Below are 13,599 nucleotides of genomic sequence, written 5' to 3'. Positions count from 1 at the left end.
GCTATCAGCCGATTCACACCACGGTCAACGGCAGCGAGGTGCGGGTGCGGAACACGAAATCCGCGCCGGTGCTGACTTTGGTCACCATCACCTCGGGAAGTTCCTTGGCCTCGGCGTCGACTTCGGTGAGCCGGAGTGTCCAGGTGTCGTCGGTGCCCTCGACCTCCACCCGTAGCAGCGGGTTGACCGCGGTGGCGATGGCCTGCAAGGGCTTGAGGTCTTGCGGCGAACACAACGTGATCCAGGCGCCGTCGTCATGCGCGGGCGAGTGGTGCACCGAAATGGTGTCCTGACCGAAGTCGGCCCGCACGTAGCCGATCGGATTGAGCAGCGGGTGCAGCTCGAAGGTGCGCAGCGCCCCCTCGATATCTGCCGAAAGCTTCATCGCGTTCTTGATGCGCTGGGCGCCCAGACCGGCCAGTCCGGTGAGCTGCCGCCGGCCCACCGATGCGGCCAGCTCGTCGGAGCTGGCCCGGGCACGCACCGCCAGGGCAAAGGAAAGGTAGAGCAGGTGCATCTGCAGACAGACTTCGTCGGCGATGCGGACCAGCGCCGAATGCGAGAAAGCGGTGAAGTCGACGTCGGTCAGCAGCGGTCCGCTGTAGTCGGCCAGGCCCTCGTCTCGGGAGTCGATGTCGCTGAGTTCCCACGTTGCGGCCCGGGTTTCGCTGATCACGGCCAATGCGGGAATCGGCTGGGCCGGGGGGTAGGACTCGTCGATGATGACCGTCCAGTGGCAGTGCGGTTGCCGGTCGGCGGGCGTGCGGGGCGGCCGGTGCACCGGGCGGCACTGCGCGTGGACATTGGTGGCCACCGCGGTGGCATCGAAGGTCGGGTCTTCGATGGTGTGGCACATGCCGAAGATGTAGTCGTGACCCATGGGCTCCACGTCGATCAGCGCGCCGCAGCTGGCCAGCTCGAATTCGCCGTTCCAGCGGTCGTGAACGGTGAAGCGGAAGTCCATGAACTGCGGCGGCGAGCCGATGTCGAACTGCAGGCCTTTGAAGATGGTGAACACATCGGTGCCGGTGTAGCCCAGCGCCCGCTGCATGCGCCGGGTGTAGATGGGGCTTGAGCCCGCCCACTCCTCGATCGCGATCTGCACCATCTCTTCACGGCCGAACTCCGAGATGCACCAAGCCATTCCGGAGCGGTCGATCATGTGTCCGATCAGGAGCAGTTCGGGCACCAGCACAGCCAACTCGTCGCGCGACAGCGACGCATACCTGGATTCGGTCACGCCCAAAAAATAGTTCTGTCTATGTTATAAAGTCAACAATGACTTCTTCCGCTGGTTCTGTTCGGCCGACCGGGCCCACCCGGCGGACCAGCGCGCCCCGCAAGCGCGGCGACGACACCCGCGCCCGCATCATCGACGAGACGGTGCGCTGCATCACCGACGAGGGATTCGGTGCGGCGACCGCCAAGCACGTAGCCGAGCGGGCCGGGGTCACATGGGGGGTCATCCAATATCACTTCGGCGACCGCAACGGCCTGCTGATGGCCGTCGTCGACGACGGCGTGACCGAGCTACTGACGAGCCTGTCCGCCGTCGATGTCGGCGAGCTGGGCCTGCGGCAACGCATTGAGGCCGTGGTGGACACCGCATGGCGCTGCTACGCCAGCCCGACCTCGCTGGCCGCGTTCGAGATTCTGCGGGCCACCCGCGGACGTCTGGGCGAGCAGTCCCTCGAACACCTGCTGCAGGCCAACGCTGCCATCAACCAGCTGGGGCGACTGGTCTCCGATGACCCTGCCGATGCCGGTGTGGCCGAGGTGATCTGGGCAGCTTTGCGGGGCATCGTGCTGGCGCAGATGATCATGGGCGGGCCCGTCGACTGGCAGGCCGAACGGCGGGTGTTGATCGAGATGGTCGCCCACTACCTGCAACGCGGACGCGGGAGGAGCTAGCCGAGCAGGCCTGAGGACTACTTCGCGATCGCCATCACGGCGCCGGGGCGCAACCACTGGATGATCTGCACCAGCTTGGCGTCGTCGATGGCCACACAACCCGCGGTCGGACCGCCGTCGGTGGTGTGAAAGAAGAAGCCGGCGCCGTCACCGGGCGTGCGGGCGGCATTGACCCCCATCACCACAGCGTGCTTGTACTGCGGAATCTCGAGGTTTTCGCTCTCGCTGGTGTCGAACGTGCACTGCGCCTTCTTGCAGACCTGCATGGTGTTGAAGGTCGGACTGTGGTCATCGCCATCCCACCAATGGTCGGAACCGACCTGCACGTACTGCAGCCCGCCGCCGGGGTTGGGCGCGGTGCCGAACGCGTACGGCAGGGTGAAGACGCCCATCGGTGTTGCCGGGTAGCCGCTCTTCGCCTTGGCTGCCATGCCCGCCGAACCGACGTGCGTCGGAATTCCGGCGGCCACTGGCTGCCAGCCTGTGGCACCGCGCTGGTAGACGTCCATCTTGGCGTCCGAACCGCCTACCCCCACCACCGAAATCACCTGGCTGGCGTTGCCGACCGAGGAGGCAAACCACGGCGCCACGTCGGCTTGGGCTCCCGGTGCCGAGGTCAGGGCCGCGGCAACTGTGCACAGCGCAGCGCTGAACGAACTGAGCAGTCGGCGCATCTCCTCATCATCTGCGCACGCCGGGAGCCGGTCAAACACCGATCACGGCGCGCCGGGGTCACGACTCGGCACGGCGCGGCAGATCTTCCACCGGCACCTGTTCCCGGAACAGACCGCGCGACGACAGATAGTCGCGGAAATAGTCCCGGTGCTCAGGACACGCGAGCCAGACTTTCCGCCGTTCGGGGGTGTGCAGCTTGGCGTTGTTCCACAACATGCCGTACTGCGCCTCGGCGCTGCAGCCTTTGCGGGAGCAGACGAGCTCTCCCACCGGATCGGCGTCACGGCTGGTCATCACGAGCCTCCTGCAGTGCGCCGCGGGATCCGGGCAACCCTGGTCGCCGCCACGGTGTGAAGACCAGAGCCCAGCCCACCAGATAGACCCAGCCCAGGGCCCAACCGGCGAGCACGTCGGACGGATGGTGCACATTCAGCGCAACCCGGGCGACCCCGACCCCGGCCACCACCAGCACCCCGACAGCCAGCGCCGCCACCCTGGCGCTGCGCCTGAGCACCGGCAACACCAACACCAGCAACGCGCCGACGCCGACCATCACCCCCAGCGCATGCCCGGAGGGAAAGGACGTCGAGCTCGCCGAAACCAGCGCGGTCACCGGACGCGGCCGACCAACCGAGCCCTTGGCCACCATGGTGAGTAGCCCGCTCGTCTCCACCGCAACCAGTAGGAACAGCGCGGCACGCAACCGCCCACGCAGCAACGCGACCACCGCCACCACCATGCACACCGCCCGGAACACCGCGGGAGCCAAGTAGGTCGAGACGCCGTCCCACCAGCGCACCCACCCGGGGTGTTTGACCGCTATGTCGTAGCTTGCGTCCAGTGCGGCCGCGTCAATGCCGGCCAGCCACCCCCAACCCTGCAGGTAACCCACCAGCATCAGCACATAGACCGCCGCCGCGGCCACCACCGAACTCAACGCGACTGCGTGCGCTTTGCGCGCTGTCACCCCGTCAGTTCCCATCACCGCGAAGCGCGCCCGCTCGAAGGTCCGGCCAGGGCGGTCGACGCAGCACTGCCAGGCAGGTGATGACCGCGGACAACAGCCCGGTAAGCACTCCCACCATCCCGATCCGATTGGCGTCGACGGCAGCCACCCATTTGGCCTTCTCGCCGCGGATCACCATCACCCCCAGCGGCGTGGCGGTCACTCGCGAACCGTCGGGTCCCGAGGCGGTAACCCGTGCGGCGGTGATCACCGTCGTGCCGTCCGGGGTCTGGTGGGGCTCGCCGTAGACCACGTCGCCGGCGTTGTCGGCGGAGAAGTGGTCGAGCAGTTGCGAACGGTTCATGAGGGGCGTCCCTTCGTGTGGCTCCTACCATGATCCCGTGGCTGATCCATCGTTCACCGAGCAGGAGCGCCAAGCCGTGTACCGGGTGATCGCCGAGCGCCGAGACATGCGCCGGTTCTCCCCCGACAGCACGATCGACCCGGACGTCCTGACCCGGCTGCTGGCGGCCGCCCACGCCGCACCGAGCGTGGGCCTCATGCAGCCGTGGCGATTCATCCGGATCACCGACGACGTCCTTCGGCAGCGTATCCACGCCCTGGTCGACGAGGAGCGCCATCGCACTGCCCGCGCGCTGGGCCGTCGGGAACAGGAGTTCTTGGCCCTGAAAGTGGAGGGCATCCGGGAGTGTGCCGAACTGTTGGTGGTGGCGTTGCGCGATGGTCGGCAGGCGCACATCTTCGGCCGGCGCACGCTTCCTCAGATGGATCTGGCGTCGGTTTCGTGTGCGATTCAGAACCTGTGGCTTGCCGCCCGCGCAGAGGGACTGGGGATGGGTTGGGTGTCCCTGTTCGAACCGCAGGCGTTGGCGGAGATGGTGGGTATGCCCGCCGACGCCGAGCCGGTGGCTGTGCTGTGCCTCGGACCGGTCCCGGAGTTTCCGGACCGGCCGGCCTTGGAAGCCGACGAGTGGGCCTACCGACAGCCGTTGAGCGATTTCGTCTCCGAAAACACTTGGGGGATACGATGACCCACGCCGACGAGGCCGCCTCTGTGCGCCAGCTGTGGGCGAGCCTCGGACTTCCCGGGATCATCGACGTCCATACCCACTTCATGCCCAAGTCGGTCATGGACAAGGTCTGGAACTACTTCGACTCGGCGGGCCCGATGGTCGGACGCCCGTGGCCGATCACCTATCGGATGGACGAGGCTGAACGGGTGGACGCGCTGCGCGCATTCGGTGTCCGACGATTCACCTCCCTGGTGTATCCGCACAAGCCGGACATGGCCGCCTGGCTCAATCAGTGGGCGGCACAATTCGCCCGCGACACAACGGATTGCCTGCCTACGGCAACGTTCTATCCCGAGCCCGGGGCAGCCGAATACGTTGACAAGGCGATCCGTGACGGAGCCCGAATCTTCAAGGCACACATCCAAGTCGGCGACTACGATCCGAACGATCCCCTACTCGACAACGTCTGGGGCGTGATCGAAGACGCCGGCATACCCGTGGTGATCCACTGCGGATCCGGACCGCAGCCCGGGCGCTTCACCGGGCCCGAGCCGATTCGGCGATTGCTGCGTCGGCATCCTGGACTGGCCTTGATCGTCGCGCACATGGGCATGCCGGAATACGATGAATTTCTGGACATCTGCCTGAGTTCGCCGCGCGTGCATCTCGACACCACCATGGCGTTCACGTCCTTCGTCGACGCGTTCATGCCCTTTCCCTCCGGGGTCGACCCCCGATTGCGCGTGGCGGGCGAGCGGATCCTGTTCGGCAGCGACTTTCCCAATATCCCCTACGGCTACCGCGAGGCCCTGGACGCGATCACCGCACTTCCCGGGATCGACGACGCCTGGCTACGAGGGGTTCTGCACGACAATGCCGCGCGGCTGTTCAAGATCGAGTTACCATCCGGTTGACGTCGCACCGGGATCAGTAAGGGTCCGTGCGAACCGCACGCGAGAAAGGCCGTGACCCGTGACCACTGACGTCACCCCTCTCAACCCGCCCATCCCGATTCCCGACGTCCCAGGGGCCGACGCCGGCGCTCAGGGCCTGCCGCATCGCAGCGAGTTGACGTTGCGGGAGAAGGCGATCGTGGATGTTTCGGCCGTCGCCGATATCGGGCTGCGCACCGCGGTCGCCTCCATGGTGGCGGCCGCGATGATCCCCTCGGTACTCACCACGGCGGTCGGTCGCAAACAGTCCCGGCAGGAGCGGGAACGGCTGGGGTTCTACGCCGACCTGGCATCAGCCCATGACCCGAAACGCTCCTTCCCGGCGCCCACCACGCTGCCCCGGGTATCGGCCCGACGCGCCAATCCGTTGGCCGAGCGGGTTGCACGCGGTTCGGTCGAAAACGTGTCGTTTGCGAGCAGCTTCGAAGCGATCAACCCGGCCATGCGCGATTCCTGGCATGCCCTCGGCAACAACAACACGGCGCGGTTTCAGCACTGGCGTCACGACGACGGACCCCGGCCGACGCTGTGCGTCATCCACGGGTTCATGGGGTCGGCCTACCTGTTCAATGGGCTCTTCTTCTCGCTGCCCTGGTTCTTCCGTTCCGGGTACGACGTCGCATTGTTCACGTTGCCCTTTCACGGCGGACGCGCTGAAAAGTTGTCGCCCTTCAGCGGATACGGCTACTTCTCGCACGGCATGTCCGGCTTCGCCGAGGCGATGGCCCAAGCGGTTCACGACTTCCGTTCGATGATCGACTACCTGGAGTCCACTGGTGTCGACCGCTTTGCGTTGACCGGCCTGTCCCTGGGCGGTTACACCAGTGCCCTGCTCGCCGCTGTCGAACCGCGACTGCAGGCGGTGATCCCGAATGTGCCGGTGGTCTCCGTCGAATCAGAGATCCGGGACTGGTTTCCGGCCAATGTGGTGTTGCACGGCGCGCAACTGCTGGGACACGTCGGCAACGATGCCTTCGGCGCCGCGACGGCTTTCCACTCACCGCTGAACTACACCCCGCTGGTGGCCAAGGAACGCCGACTCATCATCACCGGGTTAGGCGACCGGCTGGCACCACCGGAACAGTCCGAAATGCTCTGGCACCACTGGGATCAGTGCGCGCTGCACTGGTTCCCAGGAAACCACGTGCTGCACGTCAGCCAGCCGACCTACCTCCGCCGAATGACAGCCTTCCTGCGGCCGTACATGTTCTAGCCCGAGACGCTCGGCTAGCGTGCAGGCGCTGCTGCGGCCACGGGCCACCGCAGGCCGGCGAGATCGTCTCCGGACAGGGCGGCGTGGCCGTCCAAACGAATGCCGGACAACGGGTGCAAGCCTCGCAGTGCGTTGCGCTGGTTGCCCTGCTGCGATATCAGACCTGCCACCGGGACGCAGTCGGGCGCCGACCCGGTACGCAGGGCGCAGGCCACCGCGACCGTCCGCTGGCCACCGTCTTCGGCGAACTCCAGTGCCGTCCAGGTCTCGTCGGCATGAGCAGCCCGGATCCGGCTGAGCGTGTCGGCCAGCGCCGCATCGATCCCCACCTGGTAGGCGGCGACGTGATCACCGGAGCCGTCGATCACCGAGCGCCACGCCTCCCTGGCATTGGGATCCACCAGGGCGGGAACCTCATCTCTGGCGACGGTCACGGTTTCCCAGCCGATCTCACGCAGATGATCGGCGAGTCGCCGGACGGCGACGTCGACGGTACTTTGCAGCGGGACCGACGCCGAACGTGCTTGCAGCGCAGCCAGGTTCGCTGCCGCCGAATAGGTCAGGCCGATCCAGGTGTCGCTGGCGCCCGCGTCGGAAGCCGATCGGGTGTCACGGCTGGTGACACGGACGGCGTCGGCACGCAGGCCGTATCGGTTCAGGTAATCCGCGATCAGTTCCAGCGGCAGCGCATCCCCCGCAGCAGAGGCCGTGATCCGCAGTGCTGCCGTTGCCTTTACGCCGGCGACCGCACGGCGGTCGCTGTGCGCACCCCCGCCCGAACGCAGCATGGCGATACGACGCCGCGCGATGGTGGTGAAGTGCAGGCCCTGCCACCAGCCGAGCAGCAGGATCGTCACGAGCACACCGACGGCAAGCGCCCAGCGCTGGGCGCTGGTCTCCCACGGGTTGGCCAGCACTGCAGGCACAACGGCCAACAACACCAAGGCGATTCGGGCCGGGCCGGGCCGGGGAATGGTGGTCATTTGCGAGCTCACAGTTGATTTTCCTTTCGTCGGCGGGCTGCCGCCGCGGCGCCGGTGGCGACAGCGACGACCAAGCCGGCCAGTAGCGCGGTACCGGCGAAGGCCACGATCCGGGGCGCGGGGTCCTCGGGTTGCGGCGCCGGAGGCGGAGAGACCTTCTTTGCAGGCGAAGCGGCTGGGTCGGCTACCGGGGACAATTCCCAGGTCAGAGCCGCCACCGGGTCGATGATTCCGGCACCCACCACGTCTGAGGGTGCGCGAGCAGAGTTGTGGGAGGTGGCGACGATCCGATGCGCCACCTGCATGGCATTCAGCTCGGGGTAGCGGCTGCGAACCAACGCGGCCACCCCCGCCACGTAACCAGCGGCGTAACCGGTACCGCTGAGCGGAACCAGCTTGCCCTGGTTGCCAGGCAAGGCGTTGGCCAGGCCACCGTCCTCGCGGTTACTCACCGAGACGATCTCCTCGCCGGGGGCGGCCACACCGACCCACGGTCCGGCCATGGTGAAGCCGGATGGCCGGCCGCTGGAAGCCAGCGAAGCCACCGAGAGCACGTAGGGATGCCACCAGGACGGCACCGACAGTGACGTCACACCGGCCCAGTTGCGGGGGTCCTGCGGACGGCTCAGGTCAGTCAGCGGATTCGACTCGCAGGCCTCCCCGCCCCCACCGACCGATCCGGTCTGTCCGGCATCACCGGCGGCCGCCACGATCAGCGCGTCCTTCTCCACCGCCGCGTACCGCAGGGCCGCGCCCAGCGCCGTCTGGTCGACATTGCGGTCGGCCGGAAGGCAGGTCGTGGTGGAGATGGTGATGACCCGAGCACCGAGGTCGGCGGCATGCACGATCGCCCGCGACAGCGCGGTGATATCGGTGATCACCCGCGTGGTGCGCGGGTCGTCTCCCGACAGCCGTGGCGAGATGGCCGCAGATGCGGTCCGCAGTCCCAACAGTCGCGCCGCCGGGGCCACGCCGCTGAAGCCGTCCGACCCATCTGACGCGGGCAGGCCCGCGACGATCCCGGCGACCAGCGTGCCGTGCCCATCACAGTCGGTCAGCCCATCGGTGGCTCCGATGTAGTCGCCGCCGGGTTCCACTGCCGCCAGACGCGGCCCCGGCCGGATGCCCGTGTCGATGACAGCAACGGTCTGCCCCTCACCGCGGGAGAACTGCCAGGCTGCGGACAGGTCGAGCAGGCGCTGTCCGGCCGGCACGGTGTTGACTTCGCTGCCGGGCATCAAAGCCGAGAAGGCGCAGTCGCCGCGCTGTTCCATAGCCGTGACAGGGCCCGGCGCCCCGCTGGGCAGCGGGACTGTCGGGTCGATCGTGGGCGGGGTGATCGCCAGGGCGGGCGCGCTGGTCAACAACGCTGCCAGTACCGCAGCGCCGGCGGCTCGAGCCACCGGCAGACCCCGGCTGTGCTGTGCGGCAACGGTCATCGAGACAGAACCCAGGCGAAAATGCCGACCAGGTAGGCCATGACCGGGATCAGGGTGGCGTCGATGCCCGAAGCCAGGAAGCCCACCAGGCGGCGGACCGGCAGCGAATAGCTCTCCGGCGAGCCCACGGCCGGGCTCAAGGCGACCACCGCCCACACCGCGGCCAAGACAGCCAGCACCACCACGGCCCCCACGGCGGCCAGGTAGCGGCCGGTGGCCGCGTAGCCGACCAGCAGCGCAATCGCGGCCAGGTGCGGCTCGGCGAGCAGCCACGCCTTGCACCACGCGGAGTCCCAGACCCGAGCCCGCAGCACCGAAGCCAGGCCGATGCCCGCGACCACGTACCAGGCCCAACCCGAAAGTCCCTCAGGCGCAAACGCGATGGCGACCGAGCCGAGCACGGCGAGCAACACGGAACCGGCGATGAAGCCCGTCTGGTGGGCGTCGGTAACACGGACGCGGCGCGGCAGGTCGGCAAGGACACTCTCCGGCAGCGCCGACGGGGTCGGGTCTCCCGGCGCCGGGATCACCGGCAACGGCAGACGCGCCCACAACGCCGAAACCTGCGGCGCGGCAACGGTCAACAACAGCGAGGCGGCGATCAGACCGCATCCGAGGCTGAGCGGCGGAAGCGCCCAGAAGGATGCGACGGCAGCTGCCGCCAGCACCCCGACGCCGACCACCACGGCAGCGGTGAAGAACGCGATCCCGCGCTCCCCACGACCCCCGGGGGGCAGGATCAGGCAGATCAGTGCCCACGCACTGACCGCCGCTGCACCCAGAACCACGTGTGCCGGGCTGAACGCTCCCGGCACCGCCAGGGCGCCCGCAGCCGCGACCGGCACCAACGCCGCGATCGACAGGGCGAGTGCGGCTTCAGCCGAACGAGAGCGGCACAGCAGCGCGGCGAGCACCGTGAGCAATGCGATGACCCCGGCAGCGATCAGACCGGTCGGCTCACCAGTGATGGCACGGTGGGCCGCAGCCAGCCCCGTGGCCGCGAAGACCACTGCTGTCCCGGCGGCCAACGCTGTGCGTTGAATGTGCTTGGTCCCCCACGGCTTGAGCCTGGAGGCCGAGAAGATGACGGCCGCGTCGGCGATGTCTTCCACAATGCCGGGGGCTGCGGGCCCCACCGGCACGGGCCGCAGCGCCAACAGGTCGCCGTCCACCACGCCGACGGTGTCGAGGCTGGCGTCCAGGCTGAACGGGGCGCCGCCGACCGGCGCCAGGCTCAGCCGGGTCGTCGCACCAGCGTCCGGGTCGGCCGAGTCACCGGTGTCCGGGGCAACCAGGCGTTGCACCGCGGGAATGATCTCGCGCAGCGGCAACTCCGCAGGCACAGCGATCTCGGTCAACCGGCTGTCGGCCAGGACCGCGATCCGGACAATCGGCATGACGGCGCTGGTCAGCACCGGGGCTTCGGTCATTGGTGTTCCCTGTTCTTCTCGCTCTATGAGGACGTACTTGTAGCGCTGCCTAGGACAGCTGGGTGGTGAAATCTCTGGAAAGGCGTTGACCGGGGAACCAGGTGCCCTCCGGCAAGGTGGCGGTCAACTGTTCGATCGCGACGGCGGTCGCGAAATCGGTTCCGGGCCGGAACGTCGATACCCATTCGCCATCGAAGGCCCGCGACGGGGTCACCAGAATGCGACCCGCGTCGGTGTCGACCAGGCTCATCCCCACCTCGGTGGTGGTGTGCCGGCCGTCCTTCGCACATCCCGCGACCACTTCGACATAGCTGCGTGGGCCGGTAAACACCGACTCCACGATCGGCCGCGCTGAGGCGGGAATGCCCAGGTAGTCAAGGACTTCGGCGAGTGGGGCGCCGGCCCGCAGACGCTCGTCGGCGCGCGCGCCGACACGTGCGGGCAAGGTGAACTCGTCAAACCGGGCCGGCGGGCGCTGCCGCAGACCCGCACCGAGGACCGGCACCAGCAGGCGCGAGTCATCGATGTCCATGACGGTGAACGTGACCAGTTGGGCGTTGCGCAGCGCCACCACGGTCCGGCTGGGCTTGCCGGGCTGATCGCGGCGCGCCACGATGCCGCGCAACATCTCCTGGGTCCCGCCGGCGGCTGAACCCACGTAGCGCAGGTCCAGCCAACGGTCCGGGAAGCACACCACCCGGATCCATTCGGCCACGGCCGGATTGACCGTGCCCTCCGGCGAGACGATTCCCATCTGGGTGAGCTCGTCGCGCTGTCGTGCCATGAACGCGCCGCGCTCCCCGGCATCCGTGTAGGGCATGGTGATCGCCAAGACCCACGGAAAGGACCCGGCACCCACGGTTTCCGCGATGTACCAGGCTTGCTCGACGGTCAGTTCGGCAGCGTTGGGTTCAGTTCCCATCGCTGCCTTCCCTCATCGAGCCGATCATTGGCGTCAGCCCCACTTAGCTGCTTCGGCGGTGTCGCGTGCGCTCATCATCAACGTGTTGGTCTCGTGCGTCGACGCCATCGCGCGGTACGCCAGAACCAACTCCTCCATCGCCTGGTTCCACTGCACCTGCCAGGCCTGATACGTCATCCCGGTGTCGCCCTGCCACGCCGCGTGCAACGCCGCCTGCTCACTGGCGATATCGGCACCCACCGCCTGCAAGGTGCCCGCATACCCGTTCATCTCCGCGGCATGAGCCAACATCGCCGGGTAGTTGTAGACAATCTGAGACATCAGAAGATTCCTCTCTAAACGCCGGTGTAACCGGAAGCCGCTGCGGCGTCGGCGGCGACGTAGGTCGAACCCGCATCCGCCAAGTTCACCTGCGCCATGTCCAGCAACGCATTCACCCGTGCCGCCATCGCCACGAACCGCGCATGCGACCCCTGAAACGCTGCGGCCGCCTCACCCATGTGAAACGCCTGCGCCGACATCGCAGCCTGCTCCGCCTGCGCCATCGTCGAGCGCATCAACGCCGCCTTGGCACCAAACGCCGACTCCGACGCCACCAACTGCGGAATATGTGCATCCAACAGACTCATCACCACACCCCTTTCGTGTTATCTACTTCTGTTCCGATTCGGGCTCCCCAGCGGAGCCGTCAATTTCCCTATCGCCCCAGGTGTCGGGCAACATCGGCATATTCGGACCGCTACCGAACCCGTCACCGGTCAAGGTGGCCAGGCCGGCAGCCCCGCTGCGGGCCTCGCGACCCACCGTCCCGGTGAATCCGAGAGTCCCGGCGCCACGCTGCGAACCGGCCATGGACGGGGTCGCTGAGGGAGCTTCTTCGCCGGGACCGGAATTCATATCCATGAATTCGTCCGCGTGGTCGTGCAGAACGGCCCGCCGTCGCCGTCGCGCCCGGGACCTCTCCCTCGCAGAGCTGCTGACGACCGCTGCGGCGGCAGGCACCCGTGACGCCGTCGCCTTCGCCTTGTTGCGGTCGGTAAGAGTGGGTCCCAGCCCGGTGCCCGGATCGGCGCCGCTGACCAGATACCCGAAGCCGATCGAACCAGCGGCCGGGGCGGGCGGTGCCGCCGCCGAGGTGGGCGGCGCCGCCGGGACACCAGCGGCACCGGGTGCACCGACGCCCGGTCCGAAACCGGCCACCGCGACGATCGGCCGGTCCGGTGACGCCGCGACCGGTGCGGGTTTCGGCTTCGCGGCGTCGCTGGTCCAGTCACCGCCTAAGAAGTCGGCCAGTAGGCCCAGGCCCACGCCGAGCACGATCGGCGCCATGATGGCGGCGCCCAGCATTACGCCCCAGAAGGTGAAACCGAACGGAATGAAGAACGCCTCATAGGCGAGGAAGAACAACAGCGGGAACCAGGCCGCCGGGTTGGCCATGATGGCCCGAATAGTCGCCATCGGGTCTTCGAAGAGCTGCACCAACTGGTTCCATAGATCAGTCCAGAAATTCCCGCTGCCCGGCGAGGTGTCTTCGGCGGGTAGGGCGGAGGACGACTTGATGACCGGCGGTGCTTCCGCCGTCCGCGGCGCCGACGCCAATGCCACACCGGATACCGCGTGGTAGCTGGTCATGGTGGCGGCCGCCTGGAGCCACATCCGGGCGTAGTCGGCTTCGTTGAGCGCGATCGGGATCGTGTTGATGCCGAAGAAGTTGGTGGCGACCAGCGCCCCGTGCGTCACATGATTGGCTGACAGCTCGGCCAGGGTCGGCATTGACGCCAGCGCAGTCGTGTAGGCCGTGGCGGCCACCTCGTGCTGCGCGGCAACCCCGGCACTGTCCGCACTGGCCTGACCCAACCAGGCCAGATACGGAGCGTGCGCGGCCAGATACGTCTCGGCACTGGGCCCCTGCCAGGCGCCGCTCTGCACCGCACCGAGTACCGCGGTGAGTTCGTCTGCCGCCGAGGCATACTCGGCGCTCAGTGAGTTCCATGCCCCGGCAGCCGACAACAACGGACCCGTTCCAGGGCCGCTGCTCAGCAATGCTGAATGCACCTCCGGTGGGGAGGCGATCCAGACCGGGGCGGAAATCA

At 67.7% G+C, this 13,599-nt stretch carries 16 protein-coding genes; 4 read left to right on the top strand and 12 right to left on the bottom strand.

Annotated elements, in window-relative coordinates:
• Nucleotides 1–13: 13 nt before the first annotated feature.
• The gene (locus tag G6N09_RS09975) at nt 14–1,240 is read right to left on the bottom strand and encodes a hypothetical protein (RefSeq protein WP_083022529.1); all 1,227 of its coding nucleotides are present in this window, start codon (nt 1,238–1,240) and stop codon (nt 14–16) included.
• A 38-nt stretch (nt 1,241–1,278) separates the two neighbouring features.
• Here G6N09_RS09975 and G6N09_RS09970 point away from each other — a divergent pair, with 38 nt between their 5' ends.
• Nucleotides 1,279–1,911 (top strand): TetR/AcrR family transcriptional regulator, encoded by a 633-nt coding sequence (locus G6N09_RS09970; protein ID WP_083022528.1) that lies wholly within the window; start codon nt 1,279–1,281, stop codon nt 1,909–1,911.
• 17 nt (nt 1,912–1,928) lie between these two features.
• Here the strand turns inward: G6N09_RS09970 and G6N09_RS09965 are convergent, their stop codons facing one another.
• The 4 genes from G6N09_RS09965 to G6N09_RS09950 are packed head-to-tail and all read right to left on the bottom strand — an operon-like array spanning nt 1,929 to nt 3,896.
• The gene (locus G6N09_RS09965) at nt 1,929–2,585 is read right to left on the bottom strand and encodes a L,D-transpeptidase family protein (protein ID WP_083022527.1); all 657 of its coding nucleotides are present in this window, start codon (nt 2,583–2,585) and stop codon (nt 1,929–1,931) included.
• A 58-nt stretch (nt 2,586–2,643) separates the two neighbouring features.
• On the bottom strand, nt 2,644–2,880 hold the full coding sequence (locus G6N09_RS09960) for a hypothetical protein (protein ID WP_083022526.1): 237 nt from the start codon (nt 2,878–2,880) through the stop codon (nt 2,644–2,646).
• Nucleotides 2,867–3,553, bottom strand: coding sequence for a phosphatase PAP2 family protein (locus G6N09_RS09955; protein WP_234806878.1), 687 nt, complete (start codon nt 3,551–3,553; stop codon nt 2,867–2,869). The genes G6N09_RS09960 and G6N09_RS09955 overlap by 14 nt, the downstream gene beginning before the upstream one ends.
• A gap of 4 nt (nt 3,554–3,557) precedes the next feature.
• On the bottom strand, nt 3,558–3,896 hold the full coding sequence (locus G6N09_RS09950) for a hypothetical protein (RefSeq protein ID WP_083022525.1): 339 nt from the start codon (nt 3,894–3,896) through the stop codon (nt 3,558–3,560).
• A gap of 106 nt (nt 3,897–4,002) precedes the next feature.
• Between G6N09_RS09950 and bluB the strand changes: the two genes are divergently transcribed.
• From bluB to G6N09_RS09935, 3 genes are read left to right on the top strand one after another with little or no spacing between them, the layout of a single operon-like run.
• On the top strand, nt 4,003–4,584 hold the full coding sequence (gene bluB, locus G6N09_RS09945) for a 5,6-dimethylbenzimidazole synthase (RefSeq protein ID WP_407662689.1): 582 nt from the start codon (nt 4,003–4,005) through the stop codon (nt 4,582–4,584).
• Nucleotides 4,581–5,480 carry an amidohydrolase family protein gene (locus tag G6N09_RS09940; protein ID WP_083022523.1) on the top strand — a complete coding sequence of 300 codons (900 nt, stop codon included), beginning with the start codon at nt 4,581–4,583 and terminating at the stop codon, nt 5,478–5,480. The genes bluB and G6N09_RS09940 overlap by 4 nt, the downstream gene beginning before the upstream one ends.
• 58 nt (nt 5,481–5,538) lie before the next feature.
• Nucleotides 5,539–6,732 carry an alpha/beta hydrolase family protein gene (locus tag G6N09_RS09935; protein ID WP_083022522.1) on the top strand — a complete coding sequence of 398 codons (1,194 nt, stop codon included), beginning with the start codon at nt 5,539–5,541 and terminating at the stop codon, nt 6,730–6,732.
• Between the two features lie 14 nt (nt 6,733–6,746).
• On the opposite strand, the gene eccE is transcribed toward G6N09_RS09935, so the two are convergent.
• The 7 genes from eccE to G6N09_RS09900 are packed head-to-tail and all read right to left on the bottom strand — an operon-like array spanning nt 6,747 to nt 13,597.
• Complete coding sequence (gene eccE / locus G6N09_RS09930) at nt 6,747–7,715, bottom strand: type VII secretion protein EccE (protein ID WP_083022521.1); 969 nt, start codon at nt 7,713–7,715, stop codon at nt 6,747–6,749.
• Nucleotides 7,716–7,723: 8 nt separating this feature from the next.
• Nucleotides 7,724–9,154: a type VII secretion-associated serine protease mycosin gene (mycP, locus tag G6N09_RS09925; protein ID WP_083022520.1), complete on the bottom strand. Its 1,431-nt coding sequence runs from the start codon at nt 9,152–9,154 to the stop codon at nt 7,724–7,726.
• Nucleotides 9,151–10,584, bottom strand: coding sequence for a type VII secretion integral membrane protein EccD (gene eccD / locus G6N09_RS09920; protein WP_272937501.1), 1,434 nt, complete (start codon nt 10,582–10,584; stop codon nt 9,151–9,153). The genes mycP and eccD overlap by 4 nt, the downstream gene beginning before the upstream one ends.
• Nucleotides 10,585–10,633: 49 nt before the next feature.
• Nucleotides 10,634–11,506, bottom strand: coding sequence for an ESX secretion-associated protein EspG (locus G6N09_RS09915; RefSeq protein ID WP_083022519.1), 873 nt, complete (start codon nt 11,504–11,506; stop codon nt 10,634–10,636).
• Between the two features lie 33 nt (nt 11,507–11,539).
• The gene (locus G6N09_RS09910; RefSeq protein WP_046191358.1) at nt 11,540–11,827 is read right to left on the bottom strand and encodes a WXG100 family type VII secretion target; all 288 of its coding nucleotides are present in this window, start codon (nt 11,825–11,827) and stop codon (nt 11,540–11,542) included.
• A gap of 14 nt (nt 11,828–11,841) precedes the next feature.
• On the bottom strand, nt 11,842–12,135 hold the full coding sequence (locus G6N09_RS09905; RefSeq protein ID WP_046191360.1) for a hypothetical protein: 294 nt from the start codon (nt 12,133–12,135) through the stop codon (nt 11,842–11,844).
• A gap of 22 nt (nt 12,136–12,157) precedes the next feature.
• Nucleotides 12,158–13,597, bottom strand: coding sequence for a PPE family protein (locus G6N09_RS09900; protein ID WP_407662688.1), 1,440 nt, complete (start codon nt 13,595–13,597; stop codon nt 12,158–12,160).
• Nucleotides 13,598–13,599 lie beyond the last annotated feature (2 nt).

Source organism: Mycolicibacter minnesotensis (genome assembly GCF_010731755.1).
GTDB classification, from domain to species: Bacteria; Actinomycetota; Actinomycetes; order Mycobacteriales; family Mycobacteriaceae; genus Mycobacterium; species Mycobacterium minnesotense.
The sequence above is the reverse complement of the archived record's forward strand: the minus strand, read 5'-3'. Positions and strand labels throughout refer to the sequence as shown.

Bases quoted from the DNA above. Each gene is read 5' to 3' on its own strand.
- G6N09_RS09970 (WP_083022528.1), top strand. From the start codon at position 1,279: ATGACTTCTTCCGCTGGTTCTGTTCGGCCGACCGGGCCCACCCGGCGG.
- G6N09_RS09965 (WP_083022527.1), bottom strand. From the start codon at position 2,585: ATGCGCCGACTGCTCAGTTCGTTCAGCGCTGCGCTGTGCACAGTTGCC.
- G6N09_RS09960 (WP_083022526.1), bottom strand. From the start codon at position 2,880: ATGACCAGCCGTGACGCCGATCCGGTGGGAGAGCTCGTCTGCTCCCGC.
- G6N09_RS09950 (WP_083022525.1), bottom strand. From the start codon at position 3,896: ATGAACCGTTCGCAACTGCTCGACCACTTCTCCGCCGACAACGCCGGC.
- bluB (WP_407662689.1), top strand. From the start codon at position 4,003: ATGCGCCGGTTCTCCCCCGACAGCACGATCGACCCGGACGTCCTGACC.
- G6N09_RS09940 (WP_083022523.1), top strand. From the start codon at position 4,581: ATGACCCACGCCGACGAGGCCGCCTCTGTGCGCCAGCTGTGGGCGAGC.
- eccE (WP_083022521.1), bottom strand. From the start codon at position 7,715: ATGACCACCATTCCCCGGCCCGGCCCGGCCCGAATCGCCTTGGTGTTG.
- mycP (WP_083022520.1), bottom strand. From the start codon at position 9,154: ATGACCGTTGCCGCACAGCACAGCCGGGGTCTGCCGGTGGCTCGAGCC.
- eccD (WP_272937501.1), bottom strand. From the start codon at position 10,584: ATGACCGAAGCCCCGGTGCTGACCAGCGCCGTCATGCCGATTGTCCGG.
- G6N09_RS09915 (WP_083022519.1), bottom strand. From the start codon at position 11,506: ATGGGAACTGAACCCAACGCTGCCGAACTGACCGTCGAGCAAGCCTGG.
- G6N09_RS09910 (WP_046191358.1), bottom strand. From the start codon at position 11,827: ATGTCTCAGATTGTCTACAACTACCCGGCGATGTTGGCTCATGCCGCG.
- G6N09_RS09905 (WP_046191360.1), bottom strand. From the start codon at position 12,135: ATGAGTCTGTTGGATGCACATATTCCGCAGTTGGTGGCGTCGGAGTCG.